The organism is Vreelandella zhanjiangensis DSM 21076 (assembly GCF_000377665.1).
GTDB lineage: Bacteria > Pseudomonadota > Gammaproteobacteria > Pseudomonadales > Halomonadaceae > Vreelandella > Vreelandella zhanjiangensis.
Genome location: NZ_KB898647.1, coordinates 3,559 through 27,934 on the forward strand (window position 1 = coordinate 3,559; position 24,376 = coordinate 27,934).

Annotated in this window: 17 protein-coding genes, 2 tRNA genes and 1 pseudogene; 16 read left to right on the top strand and 4 right to left on the bottom strand. The window is 53.2% G+C overall.

Going from position 1 to position 24,376, the window contains the following annotated elements:
• The 7 genes and pseudogenes from D467_RS19035 to nadA form a co-directional block, all read left to right on the top strand.
• Positions 1-1,641 (top strand): annotated as a pseudogene (locus D467_RS19035) (hypothetical protein); the annotation flags it as partial.
• Positions 1,642-2,945: 1,304 nt separating this feature from the next.
• Positions 2,946-4,226, top strand: a complete 1,281-nt coding sequence (locus D467_RS0104285; protein ID WP_244147799.1) for a TolC family outer membrane protein — start codon at positions 2,946-2,948, stop codon at positions 4,224-4,226.
• Positions 4,223-6,463 carry a type I secretion system permease/ATPase gene (locus D467_RS0104290; RefSeq protein WP_018916279.1) on the top strand — a complete coding sequence of 747 codons (2,241 nt, stop codon included), beginning with the start codon at positions 4,223-4,225 and terminating at the stop codon, positions 6,461-6,463. Before D467_RS0104285 ends, D467_RS0104290 begins: the two co-directional genes overlap by 4 nt.
• A 70-nt stretch (positions 6,464-6,533) precedes the next feature.
• Entirely contained in the window at positions 6,534-7,772 is a 1,239-nt protein-coding gene (locus D467_RS0104295; RefSeq protein ID WP_018916280.1) for an HlyD family type I secretion periplasmic adaptor subunit, read from the top strand.
• A gap of 53 nt (positions 7,773-7,825) precedes the next feature.
• Positions 7,826-7,901 (top strand) — tRNA-Lys (locus tag D467_RS0104300).
• A 77-nt stretch (positions 7,902-7,978) separates the two neighbouring features.
• Positions 7,979-8,054 (top strand) — tRNA-Lys (locus D467_RS0104305).
• A gap of 363 nt (positions 8,055-8,417) precedes the next feature.
• Positions 8,418-9,446, top strand: coding sequence for a quinolinate synthase NadA (nadA, locus tag D467_RS0104310; RefSeq protein WP_026285605.1), 1,029 nt, complete (start codon positions 8,418-8,420; stop codon positions 9,444-9,446).
• Between the two features lie 93 nt (positions 9,447-9,539).
• On the opposite strand, the gene D467_RS0104315 is transcribed toward nadA, so the two are convergent.
• Positions 9,540-11,000: a M48 family metalloprotease gene (locus D467_RS0104315; RefSeq protein WP_018916282.1), complete on the bottom strand. Its 1,461-nt coding sequence runs from the start codon at positions 10,998-11,000 to the stop codon at positions 9,540-9,542.
• Between the two features lie 154 nt (positions 11,001-11,154).
• On the opposite strand from D467_RS0104315, the gene D467_RS0104325 reads away from it, so the two are divergent.
• On the top strand, positions 11,155-11,418 hold the full coding sequence (locus D467_RS0104325) for a sulfurtransferase TusA family protein (RefSeq protein ID WP_018916284.1): 264 nt from the start codon (positions 11,155-11,157) through the stop codon (positions 11,416-11,418).
• Positions 11,415-12,512: an AI-2E family transporter gene (locus D467_RS0104330; RefSeq protein ID WP_018916285.1), complete on the top strand. Its 1,098-nt coding sequence runs from the start codon at positions 11,415-11,417 to the stop codon at positions 12,510-12,512. The genes D467_RS0104325 and D467_RS0104330 overlap by 4 nt, the downstream gene beginning before the upstream one ends.
• A gap of 149 nt (positions 12,513-12,661) precedes the next feature.
• Here the strand turns inward: D467_RS0104330 and D467_RS0104335 are convergent, their stop codons facing one another.
• Entirely contained in the window at positions 12,662-13,138 is a 477-nt protein-coding gene (locus tag D467_RS0104335) for a peroxiredoxin (RefSeq protein WP_018916286.1), read from the bottom strand.
• Between the two features lie 250 nt (positions 13,139-13,388).
• On the opposite strand from D467_RS0104335, the gene dapA reads away from it, so the two are divergent.
• The 3 genes from dapA to purC all read left to right on the top strand — a co-directional run bounded on the left by dapA (position 13,389) and on the right by purC (position 16,097).
• Complete coding sequence (gene dapA / locus D467_RS0104340) at positions 13,389-14,273, top strand: 4-hydroxy-tetrahydrodipicolinate synthase (protein ID WP_018916287.1); 885 nt, start codon at positions 13,389-13,391, stop codon at positions 14,271-14,273.
• A 93-nt stretch (positions 14,274-14,366) separates the two neighbouring features.
• Entirely contained in the window at positions 14,367-15,350 is a 984-nt protein-coding gene (locus D467_RS0104345) for an NlpB/DapX family lipoprotein (RefSeq protein ID WP_018916288.1), read from the top strand.
• 30 nt (positions 15,351-15,380) lie between these two features.
• The gene (gene purC, locus D467_RS0104350; protein WP_018916289.1) at positions 15,381-16,097 is read left to right on the top strand and encodes a phosphoribosylaminoimidazolesuccinocarboxamide synthase; all 717 of its coding nucleotides are present in this window, start codon (positions 15,381-15,383) and stop codon (positions 16,095-16,097) included.
• A 15-nt stretch (positions 16,098-16,112) separates the two neighbouring features.
• On the opposite strand, the gene tsaA is transcribed toward purC, so the two are convergent.
• Positions 16,113-16,838, bottom strand: coding sequence for a tRNA (N6-threonylcarbamoyladenosine(37)-N6)-methyltransferase TrmO (gene tsaA, locus D467_RS0104355; RefSeq protein ID WP_018916290.1), 726 nt, complete (start codon positions 16,836-16,838; stop codon positions 16,113-16,115).
• A 147-nt stretch (positions 16,839-16,985) separates the two neighbouring features.
• Here tsaA and D467_RS0104360 point away from each other — a divergent pair, with 147 nt between their 5' ends.
• A complete protein-coding gene (locus tag D467_RS0104360) occupies positions 16,986-17,516 on the top strand; it encodes a GNAT family N-acetyltransferase (protein WP_018916291.1) in 531 nt (176 codons plus the stop codon).
• Between the two features lie 6 nt (positions 17,517-17,522).
• On the opposite strand, the gene nadC is transcribed toward D467_RS0104360, so the two are convergent.
• Positions 17,523-18,377, bottom strand: coding sequence for a carboxylating nicotinate-nucleotide diphosphorylase (nadC, locus tag D467_RS0104365; protein ID WP_018916292.1), 855 nt, complete (start codon positions 18,375-18,377; stop codon positions 17,523-17,525).
• 95 nt (positions 18,378-18,472) lie between these two features.
• Between nadC and ampD the strand changes: the two genes are divergently transcribed.
• The 3 genes from ampD to aceF all read left to right on the top strand — a co-directional run bounded on the left by ampD (position 18,473) and on the right by aceF (position 24,227).
• Positions 18,473-19,057 carry a 1,6-anhydro-N-acetylmuramyl-L-alanine amidase AmpD gene (ampD, locus tag D467_RS0104370; protein ID WP_018916293.1) on the top strand — a complete coding sequence of 195 codons (585 nt, stop codon included), beginning with the start codon at positions 18,473-18,475 and terminating at the stop codon, positions 19,055-19,057.
• Between the two features lie 383 nt (positions 19,058-19,440).
• Positions 19,441-22,113: a pyruvate dehydrogenase (acetyl-transferring), homodimeric type gene (gene aceE, locus D467_RS0104375; RefSeq protein ID WP_018916294.1), complete on the top strand. Its 2,673-nt coding sequence runs from the start codon at positions 19,441-19,443 to the stop codon at positions 22,111-22,113.
• Positions 22,114-22,172: 59 nt separating this feature from the next.
• The gene (aceF, locus tag D467_RS0104380; protein ID WP_018916295.1) at positions 22,173-24,227 is read left to right on the top strand and encodes a pyruvate dehydrogenase complex dihydrolipoyllysine-residue acetyltransferase; all 2,055 of its coding nucleotides are present in this window, start codon (positions 22,173-22,175) and stop codon (positions 24,225-24,227) included.
• Positions 24,228-24,376: the final 149 nt, after the last annotated feature.

Genomic DNA, 24,376 nt, shown 5'->3' on the forward strand with positions numbered 1-24,376 from the left:
TTGCTGGGTGAAAACGGGCTGGTGGCCGGGCTGCTCGGCGGCCAAGGCTTGGAAGATACCCAGTTACTCGATGGACTGCTGGGTAATGACGGTGTTGTCGCTAACCTGCTCGATACGGTAGTGGGCGAGAATGGCCTGCTGGGCAATCTGACTGAAGGCGACCTGCTGGGTGGTCCTGACGGTTTGCTGGGTGAGCAAGGATTAGTCGGCAGCCTGTTAGATACGGTGGCGGGTCCGAATGGTCTGCTGGGCGGTCTGCTCAGTGATACCCCGATGGACGGCGAACAGGTCACTGGCCTGCTGGAGGGCTTGCTGGGTGAAAACGGGCTTGTGACGGGGCTGCTTGGCGGCCAAGGCCTGGAAGATAGCCAGTTACTCGATGGACTGTTGGGTAATGAAGGTGTTGTCGCTAACCTACTGGAAACCGTTACGGGACCGGGTGGTCTGCTAGGCAGTCTGACCGGCGGTGACCTGCTGGGCGAACAAGGGCTGATCGGGAATCTGCTAAATACTGTGATTGGGCCAAATGGTCTACTAATTGGTCTTTCTATCAGCGTTGAAGCTAGTGCGGAGTTGAGTAATAACCTGCTGAATGGCTTGTTAGGCCAAAATGGCTTGGTAGCTGGTCTGCTGGGCAGCCAAGAACTCTCCGATAGTCAGTTAATTGACGGCCTACTGGGCGAAAGTGGTCTGGTAACTGAAGCGCTCAATACCCTGCTGGGAAGCGATGGCTTGTTGGGTGGCTTAGTGGATGGAGCGGAAGAAAACTGGCTTGGCAATGACGGCTTGCTTGCTGGTGTGCTATCGCCCATCGTTGGGCCCAGCGGACTTTTGGCAAGCATATTGACATCGGTAGAGCTGACGCCCGCGCAAGGTACGGGCTTATTGGAAAATCTGATAGGTCCAGATGGTGTGCTGGAGGCCTTGCTGCAAGAAGGAGGGGCGCTTGAAGGAATGGAGGATCAAGACTTGGTTAATGGCCTATTAGGCGATGATGGGCTAGTCAACGGTATTATCGGTACGCTGCTAGCCGATGGTGGTCTTCTGAACGATGTCCTGAGTGAAGAGGCCGTGGGGGGGCTTCTCGATAATTTGCTGGGAGAAAGTGGTCTTCTCGGTAATCTGCTTACCGATCAAGGGTTACTTGGTCAGGTAGGAGATCTGATAGGTGGGATAGTTGGTGGCATAGGCGACATTATCGGCGATATCGGCAACATTGGCGGTGGTCTCATCGGCGGTATCGGTGGCCTTCTGGGCGGTAGGTCATCTGCTCTCAAAGCAGTAGACGACGATCCTGTATCTGTATCTTTCTTTAGTGTTGATGGTGATGGAAATATCGGTGCCACTGAAATTAGCCTGGAAAACGCGGCAGTTGAACCTGAGGTCACTGAATCGGTGTCGAATACTGTTGATATCGGCGATCTCCTGCAGGAGCAGAACGAGGCCCTTATTAGCGATGCTGACTTTGAGGCTCTTCGGGAGGAGCTTGCGGCAGGAAGTAATGAAGAGATGGCTACTACAGAAAGCAGCGATAGAGATGTCTCTGTTGATTCCATTGAGGAGGTCGCTGGCTACGTCTACGATGGTGGAGAGGTCAGTCAGCTTATTCGGGAGTTGGAACAGCAAAACCAAGCTATTTAAGTAAGCTTTATGTAGCTAGAGAATCTAATAGGGCAACAACGCCGGGCCGAAAGGCCCGGCGTTTTTCTTGGAAGATAGTAATTTATTAGTAGAAAATAGTTTTATAAGTTTTTGGTTTTTTTATATTTTTTAGCTTTTCCAAAAATTTGTGTTTTACAAGAGTATTAGGTTTTACTAGGACGCTGGCTATTCCCATTAGTCATAAAATTATTCAATGCTGATGGTAGGCTCTTATCAGATATAAGATCTTTAGGTTTTCAAAAAGAAAAATAAATGTAACTAAAAAATTGTTGAAAAAATCTTTGATTTGACAATAAAAAAAGAGAAGATGGATGGGAGGATAAGTACGGGGTTGGGCTAGGCATTAAGTTAATATGCTGAATTTTATTTTACCCTGATTAATACTTTAGTTGTATCTAGTGTGCTTAATATAATTTTTTTATTTCCGTGTTAATAAATAAGTAATAAAAATTCATGTTTTGAAATGAATTGGGGAACGCATGAAAAAGAAGAAAATGCTACGTTCATGTATCGCTTCTTTTTTGACAGGGAGTATTGTTTTAGGCGTTCAGTCAACGCGTGTTCTTGCCCATGGAATTGTTGGGCTATCAGATGCTCCGATCACTTCTCAGCATCGCCCTGTAATACAAAGCTCTTCGGTCCCTGGGGATAGTGCTCGCTCCGAAAACCTGCCTATTTCTACTAGCCGTGCTAATCCAATAACGGGGTTGTCAGGCGATAATAAAAGTGTGGAAGGTCAAACTCGCTATCAGCCATCGGTTGTTCAGGCGACTTCTCAGCCTTCATCGTCATCAGATGGTTTAGTTAACATTGTTCGATCGGGGGCTCGCCCGCCAGTCGGTACTGCTGCCAACCTCTCCCCTCAACCAGAAAATGCCAGCCAGAACGGGTATGGCGAAGTTCCGCAAGAGAGCGAAGCGGCGGGCCTGCGGGCGGCGACGAGAACTGCGGTACCCACAAACGTGCCTTTATCCGAACCGCAACAAAACCTAGGCGCTCAGCGATCGGAAAATAGATTAGCGCAGGATACTCAAACAAGCTCTCGCCGGCCATTAGTGCCAGACGCTGATGTTGGGGAGATAAATGCTCCCGTACGGGAGGCCGCAGTCTCAGACATAGCCCCAGAGCCGATAATGCCTGAGTCAGTGACTTCAGAAATGGCTTTGTCAGCGACAAATAGCCAAAATAACAGGCTAGCTGAAGAGGCTCGACCTATCGCAATAGAGTTTCAGCGCAACCCGCCAATGCATAGTGCCTTGGAAGGTGATAATGAGTTGCCTGCTGTGAGTTCGACGGCTTCTGTCATTGCTGCTTCTTCAACGCCATCATCCGCTACCGGTCAAGGGGGAATGAGCATTCTTGAAGCGGTGCAGAGAACGATTGCTTGGCATCCGACTATTGGTGAAGCATTAGGTCGTTTATACCAACAGGGCGAGCAGGTAAGCGTGGCGAGGTCGGGTTACTACCCGCAAGTGAGTGCCGGTGTTACAACCGAGCGTCGCAGCTCTACAGGGCGATCTGAAGATGCGGTGACGGTGTCTGCCTCACAAATGCTGTATGACTTTGGACGTGTTTCTAGTCAGGTGGATGCCGCAAGCTTTGGTGTTAACCGCGATCAAGCCAGGGTCTGGCTCGCAATGGATCAACTGGCAAGAGACGCCGCTCAGGCGGCCATTGAGGTTCAGCGCTACCAGGCACTACTGGATATTGCCCGCGAGCAAATCGCAGGTTTAACGGATATCCAAAAGCTTGCAGCCAGACGTTCAGAGCTTGGGGCAAGTACGCGCTCCGATGAAATTCAGGCTCAGTCGCGCGTAGAGGCAGCGGAAGCGACAGAGCTGCAAATAGAGGCCCAACTACTGACATGGCAAAATACGGTACGAACGCTAGTGGGGGCTAGCGGCCCCGTTACTATTACCCGTGACTTTCCCGAGCCTCTTACCCAGTCATGTGCTCTAGCCTCTGAAGATTTTGATAATGTGCCCGAACTGATGGTGGCAGAAGCCGAGCAGGCGGAGGCTCGCGCTATCATTGCCCAAACTCAGGCCTCTTTTTTCCCAACGGTATCGCTTGACGCTGACCTTAATCAGTTCTTGAACCGGGATGTGGCGGAAGATGATACCGAGGTCATCATGCGGGTGAATTTATCCAGCAACTTATATCAGGGAGGCGCCACGAGCGCACGCCGTCGGGCGGCCGACTATAGTTTGCAAGCCTCTCAGGCGGCTAAAGATGCCGCCTATCTATCGCTTTCACGCAGCTTACGTGAAGCCAAAGAACAAACCGCCAGCTTTGGTCTGCGTCTTGTCACATTAGATGCCCGGGCACGTAGTATCCGTGATACCCAGCAATTATATCGCCAGCAATACTTATCGCTTGGGACACGCTCCCTGCTAGACCTGCTGAATGCCGAGCAAGAGATTCATCAGTCCCGCTTTGACCAGGAAAACACCCGTTACGATTTATACCGTTTACAAATCGACTGTCTCTATAGTTCTGCCGATATTCGTGACGCGTTTGGTTTAGAAGATTCCATGGTACAAGGAGTTAGCGTTTCGCCATGAGTGATGACAAGGATAGCCAGCATAAAAACGAGCTAAATAAACCGGCTTCAAAAGCCTCTGCTTTAGAAGAGGGTAGCACTCATGATGAGATAGCCACCGAGTTTGAGGCTAGCCATCATTACGCGAGCTGGATTGAGGCCATGTTGATGGTGGCCAAACATTATCGGCTGGAGTATTCGGCTGAAAATGTTCGCTTAACGGCCTCATGGCGTCAGGACAAACCGATTGGCGAAGTGCTGAGAAGTATTGCGCGCCAGCTTGGTATGACACTTAAAACCAGCAAGCTTAACGCGAGAGAGTTAACGCCTTGGCGCCTGCCGCTGGTCGTTCAATTTAGTGATGGCCAAATTGCTGTCGTTGAAACGGTCGATAGTGAAGGCAATGTGGGCATTGTATATAGCAGTGACCAGGGAATGAAAAGCTCCTTGAGCCGCGAAGAGCTGGTGCAGCATGTAACCGTCGCGATCATCCTGCGTCCTGCCAAATCTATCCCTGATGCCAGGGTAGACGACTATATCAAGCCCTACGAAAAGAACTGGCTGCGCAAGATTATCTTAAGGGATTTAAAACCTTATGGTCATGTGATGCTGGCCTCGCTCATTGCCAATACGTTGGCGTTAGCAGGCATTATCTTTTCGCGGCAAGTCTATGACCGGGTTATTCCAGCGGAATCAATGCCCACGCTCTACGTGCTATTTAGTGGGGTGCTGCTGGCACTGCTATTCGATTTTATATTGCGCCGATCTCGGGTAAGAATTACGGATCTTCTGGGAAAACGCGCTGATATGCGGGCATCTGATCGTGTTTTTGGTCATGCGCTAAGAATACGAAATACCGCAAGACCCAAGTCAACAGGTACATTTATTTCACAGATCCGTGAGTTGGAGTACGTGCGAGAGTTGCTTACCTCCACAACGGTCACGGCATTTGCGGATATGCCGTTCTTTATCCTTTTCTGTTTTGTATTCTGGTATATCGCAGGTTCGTTGGTATTAGTGCCTATTGGGGCCGTTGTACTGATGATCATTCCTGGGCTGCTGGTGCAGCGTAAGTTACGCAGTCTGGCGAACGACTCCATGCGTGAGTCCTCATTACGCAGCGCCATGCTCGTGGAAACCGTCCAGGGCATGGAAGATATTAAAACACTGCAGGCGGAGCCGCGGTTTCAAAACCAGTGGAACCACTACAATGCCGTAACCGCCGATATGAACCTGCGACTTCGTTACGTTACCAACTCATTGAGCGTCTGGAGTCAGACGGTGCAGACAGGAGTGTTTGCCACCGTGGTCTTCTTTGGGGCGCCGATGGTGATGGCGGGCGATCTCACTACCGGTTCATTGGTAGCAGCGTCGATTCTGGCCTCACGCATGATGGCTCCGATGACACAAATTACTCAGGTGTTGAGTAAGTGGCAGCAGGCAAAAGTGGCGACCAACAGCCTTAATCAGATTATGGAGCGCCCTGTCGATAACCCGGAAGATACCAAGCGTGTTCATCGGGCTTCCATATTGGGAAGTTACCAATTCACCCAGGCAGCATTTAAGTATGCCAGTGAAGATAGAACGCCTTCGTTGCAAGTAAAGAAGCTAAATATTGCTGCTGGTGAACGTATTGCCATTCTGGGGAGAAACGGCGCAGGTAAATCCACGCTACTTCAGGCTTGTTCCGGGCTTTTAGAGCCGCAGGCAGGTGAAGTGCTTTTAGATGGCCTTAGCCTTGCGCATATTGATCCTGCCGATGTGCGTCGTGATGTAAGCTTGCTGAGCCAGAATTCTCGGTTATTTCATGGAACCATTCGCGACAACCTGGCGCTTGGTGCACCGAACGCGACGGATCAGGAGCTGCTGGATGCGCTTGATCTCAGTGGTGCCAATGAGTTTATCCGCAAATTGCCCGATGGCCTTGAGCACGTCATTCTAGAGGGTGGAACCGGTCTTTCGGGCGGGCAGCGCCAATCTCTATTACTGTCACGCCTTATCGTTCGGCAGCCGACCGTGGTGCTATTGGATGAGCCAACGGCCTCCCTGGATGAGACAACTGAGAAACGCTTTCTTCAACAGCTGAATACCTGGCTTCCAGGCAAAACCTTTATCGTCGCAACCCACCGCATGAGTGTTCTTAATTTGGTTGAGCGTATTGTTGTGGTAGATAACGGCCAGGTTGTGATGGATGGCACGAAAAGCGACATCCTTGCCAAGCTATCGAAAAAACCAGCCCAAGCAGCGCGAACCAATTAGCCGCAGCACCATAGCTGAGGGGTAGGTATGATTAAGACAATAGCAATGACCGGCGTGGGGAGCTGTCGTTATGGCCAATAAGACGATAAGTGGTTCAAAAAATGCCTCTAACGATTTGCCTTTGCTGGATTATGAGGAAGATAGCCGTCGCTATAACACTGAGATTGATGATGCGGCTATTGTCCGCTCCACGCGGGTGATCTGGTTTTTCTTTCTGGTGATAGCGGCATTTATTGTCTGGTCCTATTTTGCCAACGTGGTGGAAGTCTCTACCGGCAGCGGACGGGTTATTCCGACCTCGCGTGAACAGGTCGTACAATCGCTAGAAGGGGGGATCTTGGCCGATTTGCGTGTCAGGGAAGGGGATATTGTAGAGCCAGGACAGATATTGGCACAGCTCGACCCAACGCAAACCGAGTCCAATGTCAACGAAAGCGCGGCGCGCTACCGAGCGGCACTGGCCAGTGTTGCAAGGCTTGAGGCCGAAGTTAATGACACGCCGCTACGTTTCCCCGATGCCCTTGAGGATTACCCCGCGTTAACGGCGATGGAGACATTACTCTATCAGACGCGCCGCAGCGGCCTCGAAATGTCGCTAAGTGGTGTTAACGATTCATTGCGCTTGGTACAGCAAGAGCTAAACCTTACCCAATCGCTGCTCGAAGTAGGCGCTGCCAGCAATGTAGAGGTATTGCGGTTACGTCGCCAGGCAACCGAGTTGCAGCTGCAGGCAACGGAAATTCGCTCCGAATATATGATTTTAGCTCGCGAGGAATTATCCAAGGCCCAGGCCGAGGTGGAGGCGCTTTCATCGGTGATCAGGGGGCGTTCAGACACACTGACGCGCCTAACGCTACGCTCGCCGGTCAGAGGTATCGTAAAAGATATTGAGGTCACCACCACCGGCGGGGTTATTCCCCCTAACGGGCGAATCATGGAAATTGTGCCGCTGGACGATCAGTTACGTATTGAGGCCCGGATTTCCCCGAGGGATATTGCGTTCATTCATCCTGGCCAGCCAGCGAGCGTTAAAATAACCGCTTATGATTACACAACCTACGGCGGGCTTGACGGGGAAGTGGTGCTCATCTCACCCGATACCATCCAGGACGAGGTGCAGCCGGAAGTATATTACTACCGCGTATTTATCCTTACCGAAAGTGATGCGCTAGTGAATGATGTGGGAACCAGGTTTCCTATCGTTCCAGGCATGATTGCCACCGTCGATATTCGTACCGGTAATAAAACCATTTTTGATTATCTGATCAAGCCGATCAATCATGCACGTGAAGCACTACGAGAAAGATAAAAAACCCCTTGCTATAAATAAGGCATATCTATAGTATATGCATCCGTTCGAGGGGGTCGTTAGCTCAGTTGGTAGAGCAGTTGACTTTTAATCAATTGGTCGTAGGTTCGAATCCTACACGACCCACCATTCGAATGAATTGACCGCCGTTTTAAGCGGCAATGTTGTAAAAAGAATGCTGTAGAAAGTTAGGTAAGCAAAAATTTGGGTCGTTAGCTCAGTTGGTAGAGCAGTTGACTTTTAATCAATTGGTCGTAGGTTCGAATCCTACACGACCCACCAAATTCTACGCCCCTGGTAGCTTGCTGCCAGGGGCGTTTTGCTATGCATCTATGTTAGCCGCAACGCCATTTCTCAGGCTGCAGCGTAATGCCTGCCTTGGGAGCTCCATTGGTGATCGAAAGTCGTTAAACGATAGGCTATATTTAGAGGCCGCTCTTGTTAGCGGTAGAATTGGTTAGACACAGAAATAATTAGCGACAGTAGTTAAGAGACAGAAATAGATAGAGACAGTAGTTAGTAGCGCAGCAGGCCAACGCGAGAGACGCAGCGGCCTTTTGCAATCGCGAGCGGGATGTGTGGATTGCACATGCCGCGCCTGGTGTTTAACAGGGGGATTCCCTGTTCGTCACAGTGGTAGACACGATGACTATTATGACTTCTCAAGCTGAGCTCGATGCTCCGCTCCCAAGCCCGTATTGCCCCACCCGTATCCCCGCAGAAGACCAAGCGCGCGTTGCTGAAATAAAGCAGTTGCTGCAGGCGCATAATGCGGTGCTTGTCGCGCATTATTATACCGATGACGCTATTCAGCAGTTGGCCGAGGAAACGGGCGGCTGTGTGGCTGACTCCTTGGAAATGGCGCGCTTTGGCGCCCGTCATGATGCCACAACGCTGGTCGTTGCTGGCGTACGCTTCATGGGGGAAACAGCCAAAATTCTTTCGCCTGAAAAACGCGTACTCATGCCCACGCTTGAGGCAACCTGCTCACTGGATATTGGCTGCCCGGTGGATGAGTTCAGCGCCTTTTGCGATGCCAACCCCGACCGAACCGTGGTGGTGTATGCCAACACATCGGCGGCGGTAAAAGCGCGCGCTGACTGGGTGGTGACTTCATCCATTGCGGTTGAGGTCATCGAGCATCTGCAGGCTAAGGGTGAAAAAATCCTTTGGGCGCCTGACAAGCACTTGGGCGGCTATATCCAGAAAAAAACCGGCGCTGATATGCTGATGTGGGACGGCGCCTGCATTGTGCATGAAGAGTTCAAGGCAAAGGGTATCGAGGACTTAAAGCGCCTTTATCCAGATGCAGCCGTGCTGGTCCACCCTGAATCGCCTGACTCGGTCGTTAATATGGCCGATGTTGCCGGGTCGACGTCGCAATTGATTAAGGCCGCGCAAACGTTGCCCAACAATAAGCTTATTGTGGCCACTGATCGGGGCATCTTTTTCAAGATGCAGCAGGCTGTTCCCGACAAGGTGCTGTTCGAGGCGCCCACGGCGGGTAACGGCGCGACTTGCCGAAGCTGCGCGCACTGCCCGTGGATGGCGATGAATGAACTGGACAACCTGGCGGGGGCTTTGCGCCAGGGCAGCGGAGAAATCCATGTTGATGCATCGCTGCGTCAACGTGCGCTTAAGCCATTAGAACGGATGCTCAATTTCAACGCCTGATCTTGCTGACTTAGCATTGCGCTATTCAAAAAAGTGCCCGACGGCCTACGCAGTCGGGTGCTTTTAGCATGAGGGGCTTACGTAGATGTTGTCTTAGAAATCTTCCAACGCTTCGCGATACTCAATGAACGCTTCGCGGCGCTGCTCAATGCGAGCAAGTGCCTGTTGGTTGTTTTCACGTTCGGCAGCGTCGCGAGCAATCGACAGCTGGCGTATGCCTTGATCAACCCGCCCGGTCAGCTGTAGCTGCTCGGCGCGTGCTAAATGCCCCCAGCTACCATGCCCACTCCGTCCTGCTGCCTCGGCAAGCAGGTTAAACCCCTGTGGGTTGTCAGGATGCCGCGCGGTAATGTTGTTGAGTAGCTGGTAAGCCGCTTCAGGGTCACGTTGTAACTGGGCTTCGGCCAGGGTTAATTGAGCGGGGAGGTAGGCGGGCATTATCCTCAATAAGCGCTGGCTGCGCGTAATCGCCTCGTCGTAGCGCTGGGCCTCAAGTGCGATACTCGCGGCAGAGGCGGGTAGCATGGCGTAGTCGGGTAGCTCGGCAATCAGCTGATCAAGCGTTTGCAGGGCGTTATCGGTTTGCCCGTTACGCGCCTTGATCAATGCTTCCAAATAGCGTCTTGCAGGCTCTTCGGCACCTTCCTGGGCAAGCCGGGAGGTCGCCTGTTGTGGCGAGTTACTGTAAATGCTCAGCAGGGCACGTGCGCGCATCATGTCGTAAAGCAGATCGCTGGTATGAGTATTGGCGACGCTCAACTGCGAAGCGCGCGCCTGAGCATCGCTTAAACGGCTATCGGATACGGGATGGGTGAGCAGAAATTCTGGCGGCGTGCCGCCCTGTAAGCGTGCCATTCTTTGCATCGCAGAAAACATGCGCACCATTGCTTCGGGGTCATAACCGGCATCTGCCATCGCCTGTAAGCCAATATGGTCGGCTTCTTGCTCATAGCGGCGGGAGTAGGTGAGCTGATCTTGAATCAGTGCTGCCTGAGAGCCCATGGCGGCCGCCATGCCAGCTTCGCCACCGCCACTTGCCGCCACCAGCATGCCAGCCAGCATAGCGGCCATGGCAGGTAGCTGCGTTTGCTCAGCCCTGGCGCTTCCTCGCGCATAATGGCGTTGCGATAAATGACCTAATTCATGGGCGATCACCGAAACGAAAGCGCCTTCATCTTCGGCAAAGGCAAAAAGCCCTGAATTGATACCGATCACGCCGCCGGGTACCGCAAACGCATTGAGCGATCGGTTATCGACCATCACCGTTGTGGTCTGTAAGCTGCCTAGCTGGCTATACGGCACAAGGCGAGCCACCAGGCTATCCAGATAGTCGTTGACGATGGGGTCTTGCCATTGCGGTGCCTGGGCGCGGAACTGACGCAGCCAGGCCCGTCCCAGGCGAAACTCTTCACTGCTGGCCGATGACGCGACACCGCCAAGTGTTGGCAGGTGATAGTCATTAATTGCGTAGCTTGGCGGGCTCGATACGCTAATGCTGCAAATAACAGCAAGTGCGCAAAGCCAGCGTGGGTAAGCGTTCCGTAGGTGCGGCATGGCATCCTCGTTCATTGTAATAAAGCGCAGCGATTACCGCTGTGACATTGAATGGTGCAGTGAAGTGCCGTTAAATCAAATGTCCAATGATCATCGCAAACTAAACAGTTTATGCAACAATGTCGTGATCATGCAGGCATTTTGAGGAGTTGGTATGTCTGAACCATTAACGCGTTTTCAACCAGACCAGGTGCTTGATGCGTGTGGGCTACATTGCCCGTTACCGTTGCTCAAAACAAAACAGGCGCTAGCCGGAATGATTGCCGGGCAAGTATTGGAAGTTCGCGCTTCTGATGCAGGTTCCTGGCGCGATATGGTTTCCTTTACTGATCAGAGTGGTCATACCATGGAAGCGCAAGAGCAGCACCAGGAAACGTACTTTTTCTGGATACGCAAAGCGGGAGATGCTCGCTCATGACCATGCGTACCATTTTTAAGAGCTGGGTTGAGCGCTATTTTTCCGATGAAGAAGCACTCGTTTTATTATTGATATTGATCGTTGGTTTTGCCGCCATTATTTGGTTTGGGCGTATGCTGGCACCTTTCTTTACCGCGCTGATCGTGGCTTTTCTGCTGCAAGGCGTGGTGAGTGCGTTAACCCGGCGGGGTGTGCCGCATTTATTGGCTGTTATTACCATCTTCCTTGCCTTTGTAAGTGTGTTATTGACGCTCGCCTTTATATTGATGCCGCTCATCTGGAACCAGCTGGTGGGGCTTGTCCAGGAAACGCCGCGAATGTTCGCAAGCGGCCAGGTATGGCTTGATGAAATGCAGGCGCGTTATCCCAACTTGATCACCCCGGATCAAATGCAGAGCTGGATAGGGGTGGCGAGTCGCGAGATCAGTCAATTGGGCCAGCGCGCTTTGACACTTTCGCTGGCTTCATTGGGCAACGTGATGTCGTTAATCATTTATCTGGTGCTGGTGCCTATTCTGGTCTTTTTTATGCTTAAAGACCGCGAGGTGCTAGTGGGGTTTACGCTTTCTCTGTTGCCACAAAAACGCGCCTTGTTAACCCGTATCTGGAGAGAGATGGACCATCAGATCGCGAACTATATTCGCGGAAAATTCATCGAGATAATGATCGTAGGAACGGTGGCGTTTTTTACCTTTACCTTTTTTGGCCTACCCTATACGGCGCTGCTGGCCGTGTTGGTGGGATTTTCGGTACTGGTGCCTTTTATCGGTGCTGCGGTGGCGACCCTACCGGTCGCGGCGGTCGCCGGTTTTTATTTTGGATTAAGCGATCAGTTCGTATACGTATTGATTGCGTACGGCGTCATTCAAGCCTTGGATGGCAACGTTCTATCGCCGGTGCTTTTCTCTGAAACCAATAATATTCATCCCGTTTCGATTATTGTCGCCGTACTTTTCTTTGGCGGTATCTGGGGCTTCTGGGGAGTGTTTTTCGCCATTCCACTGGCGACGCTGTTAAAAGCGCTGATTTATGCCTGGCCGCGGGGTATTCATCAACAGGAAGATGCCGATAGCATTATTCATGTGGACTCTTAAGTACACGCGCGGCTGTTTCTTCGGCTAAAAGCTTTCTTCGGCTAAAAGCTTTCTTCGGTCAAAAAAGACAATGCCGTTTTTCAGCCGCATAAATTGTTTTGAGAATCCGCTTTCGCCCGCCCAGTTATAAAACCGGGTGGGCGTTTTTATTAGCGGCTGGCGTGCAGTGCCTGTGCGGCTGCCAATACCTCAGCGACGTGGCCCGGTACTTTAACGCCACGCCATTCGTTGGCAAGATTGCCGTCTGCGTCAATGAGAAAAGTGCTGCGCTCGATACCTAAATGCTCCTTGCCGTACATTTTTTTCAGTTTGATCACGTCAAACAGGGCGCAGAGTGTTTCGTCTTTGTCGGAAATCAGCGCAAAGTTAAAGTCCTGCTTGGCTTTGAAGTTTTCCTGGGCGCGCAGGCCGTCGCGCGAGACGCCTAGAATAACGGTATTGGCGGCCTCAAACGCATTTTTATTATCCCGGAAGTCGCCGCCCTCAGTCGTGCAGCCCGGGGTGCTGGCTTTCGGATAGAAATAAATAACGACCTGCTTACCGCGTAGTTTCGATAGTGTCACCGTTGTGTCGCCGGTGGCGCTGGCCGAAAAATCGGGAACAGGTTGGCCTAATTCAATGCTCATGCAGACTCCTTATCATTGGTCGCTTATCAGGCTGATTACACGCAACCTGAGCCGGCATGTCAAAGGTAAGAGGGGCATCTCATGCAAACTCACTACGGTTTGCGCTGTACAGGGTCGAGTCGCCTGAGTACCATTTACCCCTGTAGGTCCAAAAGGGCGGTCGTCATGATGCTCAAGACAGCATTCGGCTCTTTGTCTTGTTGTTCATATTGGGCTTGATTTCATAACTTTGCAGGTGAGGAATAAACGGATGATCACAGGCAGCATCGTCGCCCTGGCGACGCCGATGAAAGTCAATGGCGACATCGACTGGGAGGCGCTTCGTCGTCTGGTAAATTTCCACCTTGAAAATGGAACCGACGGCATCGTTGCCGCTGGTACCACAGGCGAACCTACGACGATGTCATTTGCTGAGCACTTTGATGTGATCCGCAGCGTCGTGGAAGAGGTTAATGGGCGTATTCCGGTGATTGCCGGTACAGGCGCCAATGCCACGTCTGAGGCGGTTGAGCTTGCCCGCTATGCCAGCGAAGTAGGGGCTGACTACTGCTTGTCTGTATGCCCTTACTACAATAAGCCGACCCAGGAAGGCTTGTACCAGCACTTCAAGGCCGTGGCCGAAGGCAGCAAACTGCCGGTCATCATGTACAACGTACCGGGCCGTACCTGCTCTGACTTGTACAACGAGACCGTGGTGCGCCTGGCAGCCGTCGACAATATTATTGGCCTGAAGGACGCCACAGGGAACCTTGAGCGTGCGGAAGATCTAATCTCTCGCTTGAAGGGCAGCGACTTTATGCTGTACTCCGGCGACGATGCGACCGCGTGTGATTTTATGCTGATGGGCGGGCATGGCGATATTTCAGTGACGGCAAACGTGGCTCCCAAAGCGATGCATGATTTGTGTGCGGCGGCCGTTGCTGGCGATGCGGATAAAGCTCACCAAATTAATACCCGGTTGATGCCTCTGCATACCAATCTGGGCATTGAGTCGAACCCTATCCCGGTAAAATGGGCGCTCAATCGCATGGGCTATATGGATGCAGGAATTCGTTTGCCGTTGACGTGGCTGTCTGAGAAGTACCACGCCACTGTGAGTGAAGCGATGCAACTGGCGGGCGTGATCGAGGAGTAATGCTCTTTTATCACATCCGGCGCGATACTATGACTACTCGGCGCACCTAGCGGTGCATCGGGTGGTCGCTCTGTTGACTGTTAAGGTGGCTTGATGAGCTCTGTGCTTGAAAACCGTGCGCTTAAATGGATTCCGCTGGCACTCGTAACGGCTGTCACTCTAGCCGGGTGCGCGCGTGATGGTTATTACCACGATCGCAACCTGGACTATACCAAAGCCGCTCCGGCACCCCCCTTGGTGCTGCCAGAGACCCGCAATGCTCAGCGCTATCAGGATGCGCTGCCGGTTCCTCAGGCAGCCATGCAGGGCGCACGCGTTGATGAGGCTGCAGAAATACGTCCACCTCAGTCGCTGACCATTGGCAGTGGCTTGGAGCCTGAATACGTCGAGCGGCGCCAGGCGGGTAACCAAAGCTGGTTGGTAGTGGCTGCTGACACCGGAGCCGTCTGGCCGCAGCTGGAAAGTTTTGCCCGCAGTCGTCAGCTTGGCGTACAGCAAAGCGATGTTTCGCAAGGCGTGATTGTAACGTCCCAGGCGGATCTGCGTTTGCAAAGTGCCATGCGTTCCGGCAGTAGTGAAGTGCGCTGTGAGCGTGGTGGCCAGACCATGACGAGCTGTCTCGATGCGCTGGAAGAGTTCTTAGGTGCGCGCAGTGCGTCGCAAAGTGTGGCCTCCTCGTGGAACGCGCAGCGCTTGAACCACCAGCAAACGTTACAGATTCGCCAGGAAGGCGATGAATGGGAAGTCGCTATTCCTCAGCCGGTGGATCGCGTATGGGCTGAGCTTAACCACTATCTGGCCCTGGACTTCACTCAGGAAGGGCAGCGCAACCTGCTGGCCACCAATCCTGAAAACTATGAGTTCCTGGTCGAGTACATGACGGCTGCCGAGCGCGACCGTAACCCGCTGCAGATCGTTTTCAGTGCCGATGTGCGCCGGATGTCTCAAGAGATACGCCTTGTTCTGCAGCCCGATGGTAACCAAACCATCCTGCGCGCGGTCAATGCCAGCGAGCGCGGGTTTAGTCCTGATGACCAGCGTGAGCTGTTAGAACGTGTTGCTGGCTATTTACGTTAATCTGTTTATTTGATCCCTTTCGGAGCTGTCATGGAAAAGCGCCAAGAACTTTATGCCGGTAAGGCAAAATCTGTATATACCACCGATGATCCGGACCTGCTGGTGCTGCAGTTCCGTGATGACACCAGCGCTTTCGATGGTAAGAAGAAAGAAGCCCTGGCCCGTAAAGGGATGGTCAATAACATCTTCAACGCGTTTATCATGGAGCGCTTGCAAGAGGCCGGTATCCCCACGCATTTTGAAAAACAGCTCTCGCCCAACGAGAGCCTGGTTAAAAAAATGCAGATGATTCCGGTCGAATGTGTCGTCCGCAACATTGCCGCAGGCGGACTGGTAAAACGCCTGGGCATTGAAGAGGGTATCGCGCTGACGCCGCCCACCTTTGAGCTGTTCTTGAAAAATGACGACAAGGGCGACCCGATGATCAACGAGTCGCTGGCCGAAACCTTTGGCTGGGCAACGCCTGAGCAGCTTGGCGAGATGAAAACGCTGACCTTCAAGGTTAACCACGTGTTAAAGCAGCTGTTTGCCGAAGGCGATATGCTGCTGGTGGACTACAAGCTTGAGTTTGGCGTGTTCAAAGGCGAAGTGGTGCTGGGTGATGAGTTCTCTCCGGATGGCTGCCGCCTGTGGGATGCCAATACCCGCGAGAAGCTCGATAAAGACCGTTTCCGCCAAGGTTTGGGCGGTGTGATCGAAGCCTATGAAGAAGTAGGCCGCCGTCTGGGCATCACGTTTCCCGCTTAACGTAGCGCATTAGTCTTAAGCTTCGTCGATAGCCACCACTTCTAACGTGGTGGCTTCGTCGTTTTGAAGAGCACAGAATTTTACATCCACATCGCGCAGGCGCACGCCATACACCCGCTCGCTCTCTTCTTCTCGCTTGTAGGCGGGGCGGGGGTCCTGGCCAAGTACCTGGATGATCAAGGCGTGCAACGTGGCGCTGTCGGCGCGTGCGGCCAGCGTTTCAAGGGCCTGCTGGCTGAAGCTTACCTGCAACTGTCTCGGCGCCTCGGGGGCAAAGCCGGCGCTGGCATCTGGGCGCGCTTCTGCCCAGGGCAGGTAGGGCTTGATATCCACTATCGGCGTGCCGCTTACCAGATCGCAGCCTTCAAGTTTCAAGCGAACGCCCTGGCGTGTGTCGATACCCGCGAGCTTCACGAGTGAAAGCCCAAGCCGGTTAGGCCGGTGGGTGCTACGGCTGGCAAATACCCCCACTTTACGATTCCCCCCCAGCCGGGGTGGCCGCACTAGCGGTGTCCAGCGTTCGGGGCTTTGGTGAAAGATAAATGTCACCCAGAGATGACTAAAATCATCCAGACCACGCACGGTTAACGGGTCGTTATAAGGGGGCACCAGTATCAGATTGGCATCCGCTGCGGGGGCTAAGCCCGGCTGACGAGGAATACCAAACTTATCCGGGTAGTCGCTCTCAACGTAGCCTATAGGAGCCAATGTAAAAGACTCACTTTCGGGGGCATTGTGCATCATACTGCCTTATGCTGAGATAGGCGCCCTAGTATAAAGCAGACTGAACAGAATTCAGCCTGACACCGAGTATTGAACGCTTCCAATTTTTTAATAACAGCTGGTTTTCGAGAACAGCTAGTTTTCGATAGCAGCGAGAGGTGATGCATGCCTAATACCGAGGAGCTTTCTGCGCCTAAAGCACCGACTGCCCGGGTAACCTATCGCGCCGCATTAGCGCGGGACGCCGCGGATCAGGCTGAGGTGTTTTATCATGCGGTCATGCAAGGTGCTGCAAACCATTATGAGCTGAGTCAGCGCCGTGCCTGGGCCAATGCGCTGCCCCGCGAAGCGAGTGCCTGGGCAGCTCGTCAGGCGCTTTACACAACGCTAGTAGCCGTTTGTGATGGGCGCTGCGTCGGCTTTTTAGAGTTTAATGCTCCAAAAGGACGTATCGAAACGCTTTATGTCTGGCCTTCATTAACCGGGCGAGGCATCGGTACCACGCTACTCATTCACGCCGAACGTATGCTGCTCGAACAGGGCATTGATAGGGTCGAAATTGAGGCCAGCGTCATGCTGTTTGACCGACTGCTGCGCCGAGGATGGGAAAACCTGGGCGAGCAGTGGGTCGAGCGAAGCGGCGAGTCGCTCAAGCGCTATCGTCTGGAAAAACGCCTGAGCGCTATTGAGACCTGAGTGCGCCTATACGTTATAGGTATGGGTGATTCGCATGGAAAGGTCGATGGATTTAATATCCTTGGTCAGCGCACCGCTGGAAATACAGTCAACGCCCGTGTCGGCAATGGCTTTGAGCGTTGTAGCATCGACGTTGCCCGAGGCCTCAAGCGTTGCTCGCCCGCCGTTTAGCTCAACCGCGACATGCAAATCTTCAATGGCGAAATTATCCAGCATGATGATATCGGCGCCGGCCGCCAGGGCCTGGTCAAGCTCTTCGAAGGTCTCGACCTCAACTTCAACCGATAGATTAGCGGCCAGCGCTCGTGCCTGAGTCACCGCCGCCTGAATGCCGCCACACGCCGCAATATGGTTCTCCTTGATCAGAAAAGCGTCCCACAGACCGATGCGATGATTGTGGCCGCCACCACAGGTCACGGCATACTTCTGCGCCAAGCGCAGGCCAGGAAGCGTTTTACGGGTATCGAGCAGGCGTACGCCGTTACCCTCGATTAAATCGACATTAGCGCGCGTAGCGGTCGCCGTAGCAGACAGGGTTTGCAGCATATTCAACGCTGCGCGCTCGCCAGTGAGCAGGCTGCGTGCAGGCCCTTCAAGCTCAAGAAAGCATTGTTCTGAATTTAGTGAATCGCTATCGGCTGCCAGCCAGCGCAGTGTGACCCGCTCATCTAATTGGTTGAAAATCTCATCCACCCAGGCCGTGCCACATAATACGCAGGCTTCCCGGGTAATCACCTTCGCGGTAGCCCACTGGTTCTCGGGGATGAGCTGTGCGGTAATATCGCCAGTGCCAACGTCTTCGGCTAGCAGGCGAGCCACACAGGTGCGGATCTCTTCAGCAAGCGCATTCTGATCATTCATAACGGTGAGTTCTCTGGGCAATATCAAGTGTGAGCGGCATTATAGTAAAAGAGCGCAGTGAAAGAGAGCGCCACGTAGAGGAGACCTTGCGAGTGATGGATAACGAGATGAAAGGCGGCTGGTGGGAGCGAGCGCGAAAGGTTGAGTCGCCTAACTGCGATGAACGCCCCGCCAATGAGGTGTCTTTACTGGTACTGCACGCGATTAGTCTGCCGCCAGGGCAGTTTAGTGGCCCAGCGATTGAAGCACTGTTTACCAACCAGCTGGCAGTGGGTGATCATCCTTTTTTCGCTGAAATCGCTCATCTACGCGTCTCAGCGCATATGTTGATTCGCCGGGATGGCGAGTGTGTGCAGTTTGTAAATACGGACCAGCGGGCCTGGCACGCAGGGCGCTCACAGTGGTGGGATAATGGCTTAAAAGAGCAGCGCCGGACGCTCAACGATTTCTCCGTGGGAATCGAACTTGAAGGCGACGATACGACCCCTTTTACCAAGGCCCAGTACCATACCTTGGTGAAGGCAACCGAATGGTTAATGGCCTGTTATCCAACGCTCAATGCTTCGCGTATTACCAGCCATGCTTACGTTGCACCATTGCGTAAAACCGACCCAGGGCCGGCATTTGACTGGGCATATTTTTACCAATTGTTAACCAAAAGAAGGCTTGATGCACTTTAAAGATCCGTGTTAAGTCCTTCACCAATAAGAAAATAAAACGGTAGTTTAGCTACATTTTGGGGTGGTTTGTTACCCTGGGGAAACGCTTGGAAAGCGCTTATGTTGCGGTGCAATAGTTTGTTTTCGATGGGCTTTTACGTTGTTCTGGAATTGGCAGCGTGGCGACTTTGCGGTATCTTCCTATATACAAAAGACTAACTTTTACGACATTTGTGTAGCTTTACTACATTGAGTTCACTGTAGCTCATTGAATATAGAGCGAAAAAGCCTTTAGCGTTACCGCGCCAATGCTATTCTGCGGTGGCCACCAATCATCGCAGCTGCCCCAAGCCCAAGTGGGTTGGCGGGGCTAATGTCATTTATCGTCATTCGGAGAGACCTCTATGAGTCTGGAGACAAGAGAAGATCTCGATCCGATCGAAACCACGGAGTGGCTGGAATCCCTGGAATCGGTACTGGATCGTGAGGGCGAAGATCGCGCCCGTTACCTGATGACCCGCCTGGCGGATCGCTTACGCCGTGACGGGATGAAGGTACCCTTCTCGGTGACAACCCCGCACCGCAATACGATTCCGCTTCATCGTGAAGCGCCGATGCCTGGCGATCTGTTCATGGAGCGTCGTATCCGCTCCTTGATCCGTTATAACGCAATCGCCCAGGTCATTCGTAATAACCGGGCAAACCCCGGGCTTGGCGGCCACATTGCAAGTTTCATGTCCTCAGCGACGCTCTATGATGTGGGCTTTAACCACTTCTTCCGCGCGGCGAAGGACGATTTCGCAGGCGACCTGGTCTACATTCAGGGCCACGTAGCGCCGGGCATTTACGCGCGCTCCTTCCTGGAAGGCCGTCTGTCTGAAGAGCAGATGGACAAGTTCCGCCAGGAAGTGGATGGCGACGGTCTGTCTTCTTATCCGCACCCCTGGCTGATGCCGGATTATTGGCAGTTCCCGACCGTTTCGATGGGTCTTGGCCCGATCCAGGCGATCTATCAGGCCCACGTGATGAAGTATCTGCATCATCGCGAAATGAAGAATATGTACGATCGTAAGATCTGGTGTTTCCTGGGTGATGGTGAGTGCGATGAGCCAGAATCCTTAGGCGCCATCTCACTTGCTGGTCGTGAAAACCTGGATAACCTGATCTTCGTTATCAACTGCAACCTGCAGCGTCTGGATGGTCCTGTACGCGGTAACTCTCGCGTCATGGACGAGTTCGAAGGCGTCTTCCGCGGTGCTGGCTGGAACGTCATCAAGGTGGTCTGGGGCCGTCACTGGGATCCGCTGTTTGAGAAGGACAAGAAAGGCATCCTTCAAAAACGTATGGACGAAGCAGTCGATGGTGAGTACCAGAACTACAAAGCCAACGGCGGCGCGTACACCCGCGAGCACTTCTTCGGTAAATATCCTGAAACCGAAGAAATGGTTAAAGAGCTTTCCGATGAAGATATCTGGAAACTTAATCGCGGCGGCCACGACCCGTTCAAGGTATATGCGGCCTATCACGAAGCCGTCAACTCCTCGAATGGCAAGCCGACGGTAATCCTGGCGCATACCGTTAAGGGTTACGGTATGGGTAGCGGCGATGGCGAAGCAGCCAACGAAGCGCACCAGGTGAAAAGCATGGAGTACGAAGCGCTTAAGAAATTCCGCGACCGCTTCGGCATTCCGCTTTCCGACGAGCAGCTTAAAGAAGTGCCTTATTACAAGCCGGAAGACGACTCTCCCGAGCTTAAGTACATGCACCTTCAGCGCGAGCGCTTGAACGGCTACTTGCCCAGCCGCAAGAGTGATTTCGAAGCGCTGGAAATTCCTTCGCTCGAAGACAAAACCTTTGCTACGCAAATGGCGGGCTCCAAAGGGCGTGAAGTATCCACCACAATGTCGTTTGTGCGGGTACTCAACGGCCTGGTAAAAGATAAGAAGCTTGGCAAGCAGGTAGTCCCCATTATTCCTGATGAAGCACGTACTTTCGGTATGGAAGGTATGTTCCGTCAACTGGGTATCTATACCGCCGAAGGCCAGAAGTACGAGCCGATGGATAAAGCCCAGATCATGTATTACCGCGAGGACCAGAAAGGCCAGGTTCTTGAAGAAGGTATTACTGAGGCGGGCGCCATGTCGGCGTGGATTGCTGCGGCCACTTCCTACAGCAACAACGATGTCACGTTGCTGCCGTTCTACATCTACTACTCCATGTTTGGTTTCCAGCGTATCGGCGATCTGGCATGGGCCGCGGGCGATTTGCAGGCGCGTGGCTTTATGGTGGGCGGCACTGCTGGGCGTACGACGCTTAACGGTGAAGGCTTACAGCACCAGGATGGCCACAGCTTGATCCAGGCGTCGACCATTCCTAACTGCCGTAGCTACGATCCGACTTACGGTCATGAAGTTGCCGTCATCGTTCAGGATGGCTTGAAGCGTATGTTCACTGATAAAGAGAACTGCTTCTACTACCTGACCGTCATGAACGAGAACTACGAGCATCCAGAGCTTGAGAACGTACCAGTCGACGATATCGTCAAGGGTATGTACCTGCTGCGCGAAACCCAAGGTGACAAGGGACGCGTTCAGCTGATGGGCTCCGGTACCATCTTGCGCGAAGTCGAAGCCGCCGCTGAGCTGCTCGAAAAAGACTGGGGTATTGGCGCTGACATCTGGAGCGTCACCAGCTTTAACGAACTGCGTCGTGAGGCGTTGCTGCTTGAGCGTGAGTCCTTCCTGAACCCGGACGCTGAGGCTACCAAGCCCCACGTTACGAAGTGCCTGGAAGGTCGCGATGGCCCGATCATTGCCTCGACTGACTACATGAAGCTCTACGCGGATCAGGTTCGTGCATGGGTGCCAGGCGACTATACTGTCTTGGGTACCGATGGCTTTGGACGTTCGGACACGCGCGAGAAGCTGCGCTACTTCTTCGAAGTAGATCGCTACTTCGTCACCGTTGCCGCTCTGCGTGCGCTGGCTGAACGTGGTGAAATTGAGCGTAAGCACGTTGGCGAAGCCCTGAAGAAATACGGTATCGACGCCAACAAGCCGAACCCGCTGACTAGCTAAACCGCTGCCCGGCGGGTGAAGTACCCGCCGGCTCGATCCGATTTGGAAGGAGCGCGACCTTGAGTAGCGAAATCATCAAAGTGCCCGACATCGGCGGTAGCGAAGGTGTCGAAATCATCGAGATTGCGGTGTCGGAAGGCGACGTCATTGCAGCGGAAGACACCCTGATCACGCTGGAATCCGATAAAGCCAGCATGGACATTCCTGCCCCGAAGGGCGGTAAAGTCATCAAAGTGCTGGTGAAGGAAGGCGATACCGTTTCCGAAGGCGACGATATCGTTGAGCTGGAAGCTGAAGGTGGCGGCGATGCCGAGGAAGAGGACGACAAGCAAGCGTCCGAACCCGAGCAGAAAGAAGCCCCTGCGGCCGAAGAAAAGCCCAAGACCGAACAGAAAAGCGCCAAGAAATCCGGCGGTAAGCAGACCGTGGATATCAAGGTGCCGGACCTGGGCGGCTCTGATAACGTTGAGATCATCGAAGTTGCCGTTAGTGAAGGCGATAGTATCGACGCTGAAGATACGCTGATCACCCTGGAGTCCGATAAAGCCTCCATGGACGTGCCGAGCCCCTATACCGGTAAAATTGTCGCGTTTACGGTAAAAGAAGGCGACACGGTTTCCGAAGGCGATGTTATCGGCCAGATGGAAGTCGAGGGTGAAGGCGACGGTGACGCTGAAGACGCAAGCGAATCTGCTGATGCGCCGCAAAGCGCCGAGGATCCGAAAGTATCCGACGACCTTGAAGCAGCGACCGAAACCGCTGATGAAGAAGGCAACAGCACTGAATCTGAAAGTGCTGAGCCAGAGCGCAAGGAAGTTCGTGTTCCGGATATTTCAGGCTCAACCGACGTACCGATTATCGAGATTGGTGTCGCGGTAGGCGATGAAATCAACGAAGAAGATGCGCTGATTACGCTGGAATCTGACAAAGCCTCCATGGACGTACCCAGCCCCTATAAAGGTAAGCTCGTCGAGCTAACCGTTAAAGAGGGTGACACCGTTTCTGAAGGCGATGTGATTGGCTATATCGAAGTTGCTGGCGCTAAAAAAACCGCTTCCAAGCCTGCGCCAAAAAAATCAGCACCTGAAAAGCCAGCTGAGAAGAGCGCTGCCAAACAGAGCGCCTCAAGCGGATCAGGCACACCGAGTCCTGAAGCGCAGATGGCCGCACACAAGCCGCGTGATGGCAAGCTGGTACACGCAGGCCCAGCCGTGCGTATGCTGGCGCGTGAGCTTGGCGTTGACATTGGGCTGGTCAAGCCCAGTGGGCCTAAAGAGCGCGTGCTGAAAGAGGATGTGCAGGCGTATGTGAAGCAAGTCATTGCTAATCAGGGCAAGGCACAAGCTTCAGGCGGAGCAGCTGCCGCCACGGGTGGCGCGGGTATTCCGCCGATTCCGGAAGTCGATTTCAGCCAGTTCGGTGAAGTCGAAGAGAAGCCGATGGGTCGTCTGCTTAAAATGGGCGCGACCAATTTGCATCGCAGCTGGCTTAACGTGCCTCACGTGACCCAGTTTGACGAAGCGGATATCACCGAGCTTGAGAACTTCCGTAAGTCGATGAAGGCGGAAGCCGAAGCCCAGGGTGCCAAGCTCACGCCACTGCCGTTCCTGGTCAAGGCCTGTGCGTTTGCGCTGCGTAAATTCCCGCAGTTCAATGTCAGCCTAAAAGGCGATGGCGAAACGCTGGTATGGAAGAACTACGTCCATATCGGTATTGCGGTTGATACGCCCGATGGCTTGATGGTGCCGGTACTGCGCGATGCCGACAAAAAATCCTTGATCGAGATTGCCAAGGATATGGCGGAGCTGGGTAAGAAAGCACAAACCAAAAAGCTCAAGCGTGAAGAAATGACCGGTGGCTGTTTCACTATTTCGAGCCTGGGCTCGATTGGTGGTACTGCCTTTACGCCGATCGTGAACGCGCCGGAAGTGGCCATTCTTGGGGTTTCCAAAGCGCAAATGAAGCCTGTGTGGGATGGTAATGCCTTCCAGCCGCGCTTGATGATGCCGCTGTCGCTTTCCTACGACCACCGCGCCATTAACGGGGCTGATGCAGCACGCTTCACAGCGTTCCTGGCGGATGTATTGACCGATATCCGCCGTCTACTCCTGTAATGCGGTAAACGGAGTGAGCGATAACTGATACGGTATACCAAGCGGCGCCCAGCGATGGGCGCCGCTTGCGTTTAGGCTTTGTACGAAAAATTATCGGTACCGGCTGATGTTTCGTACAACCCCTGATGCCTCAATAAGAGTGACCAAAG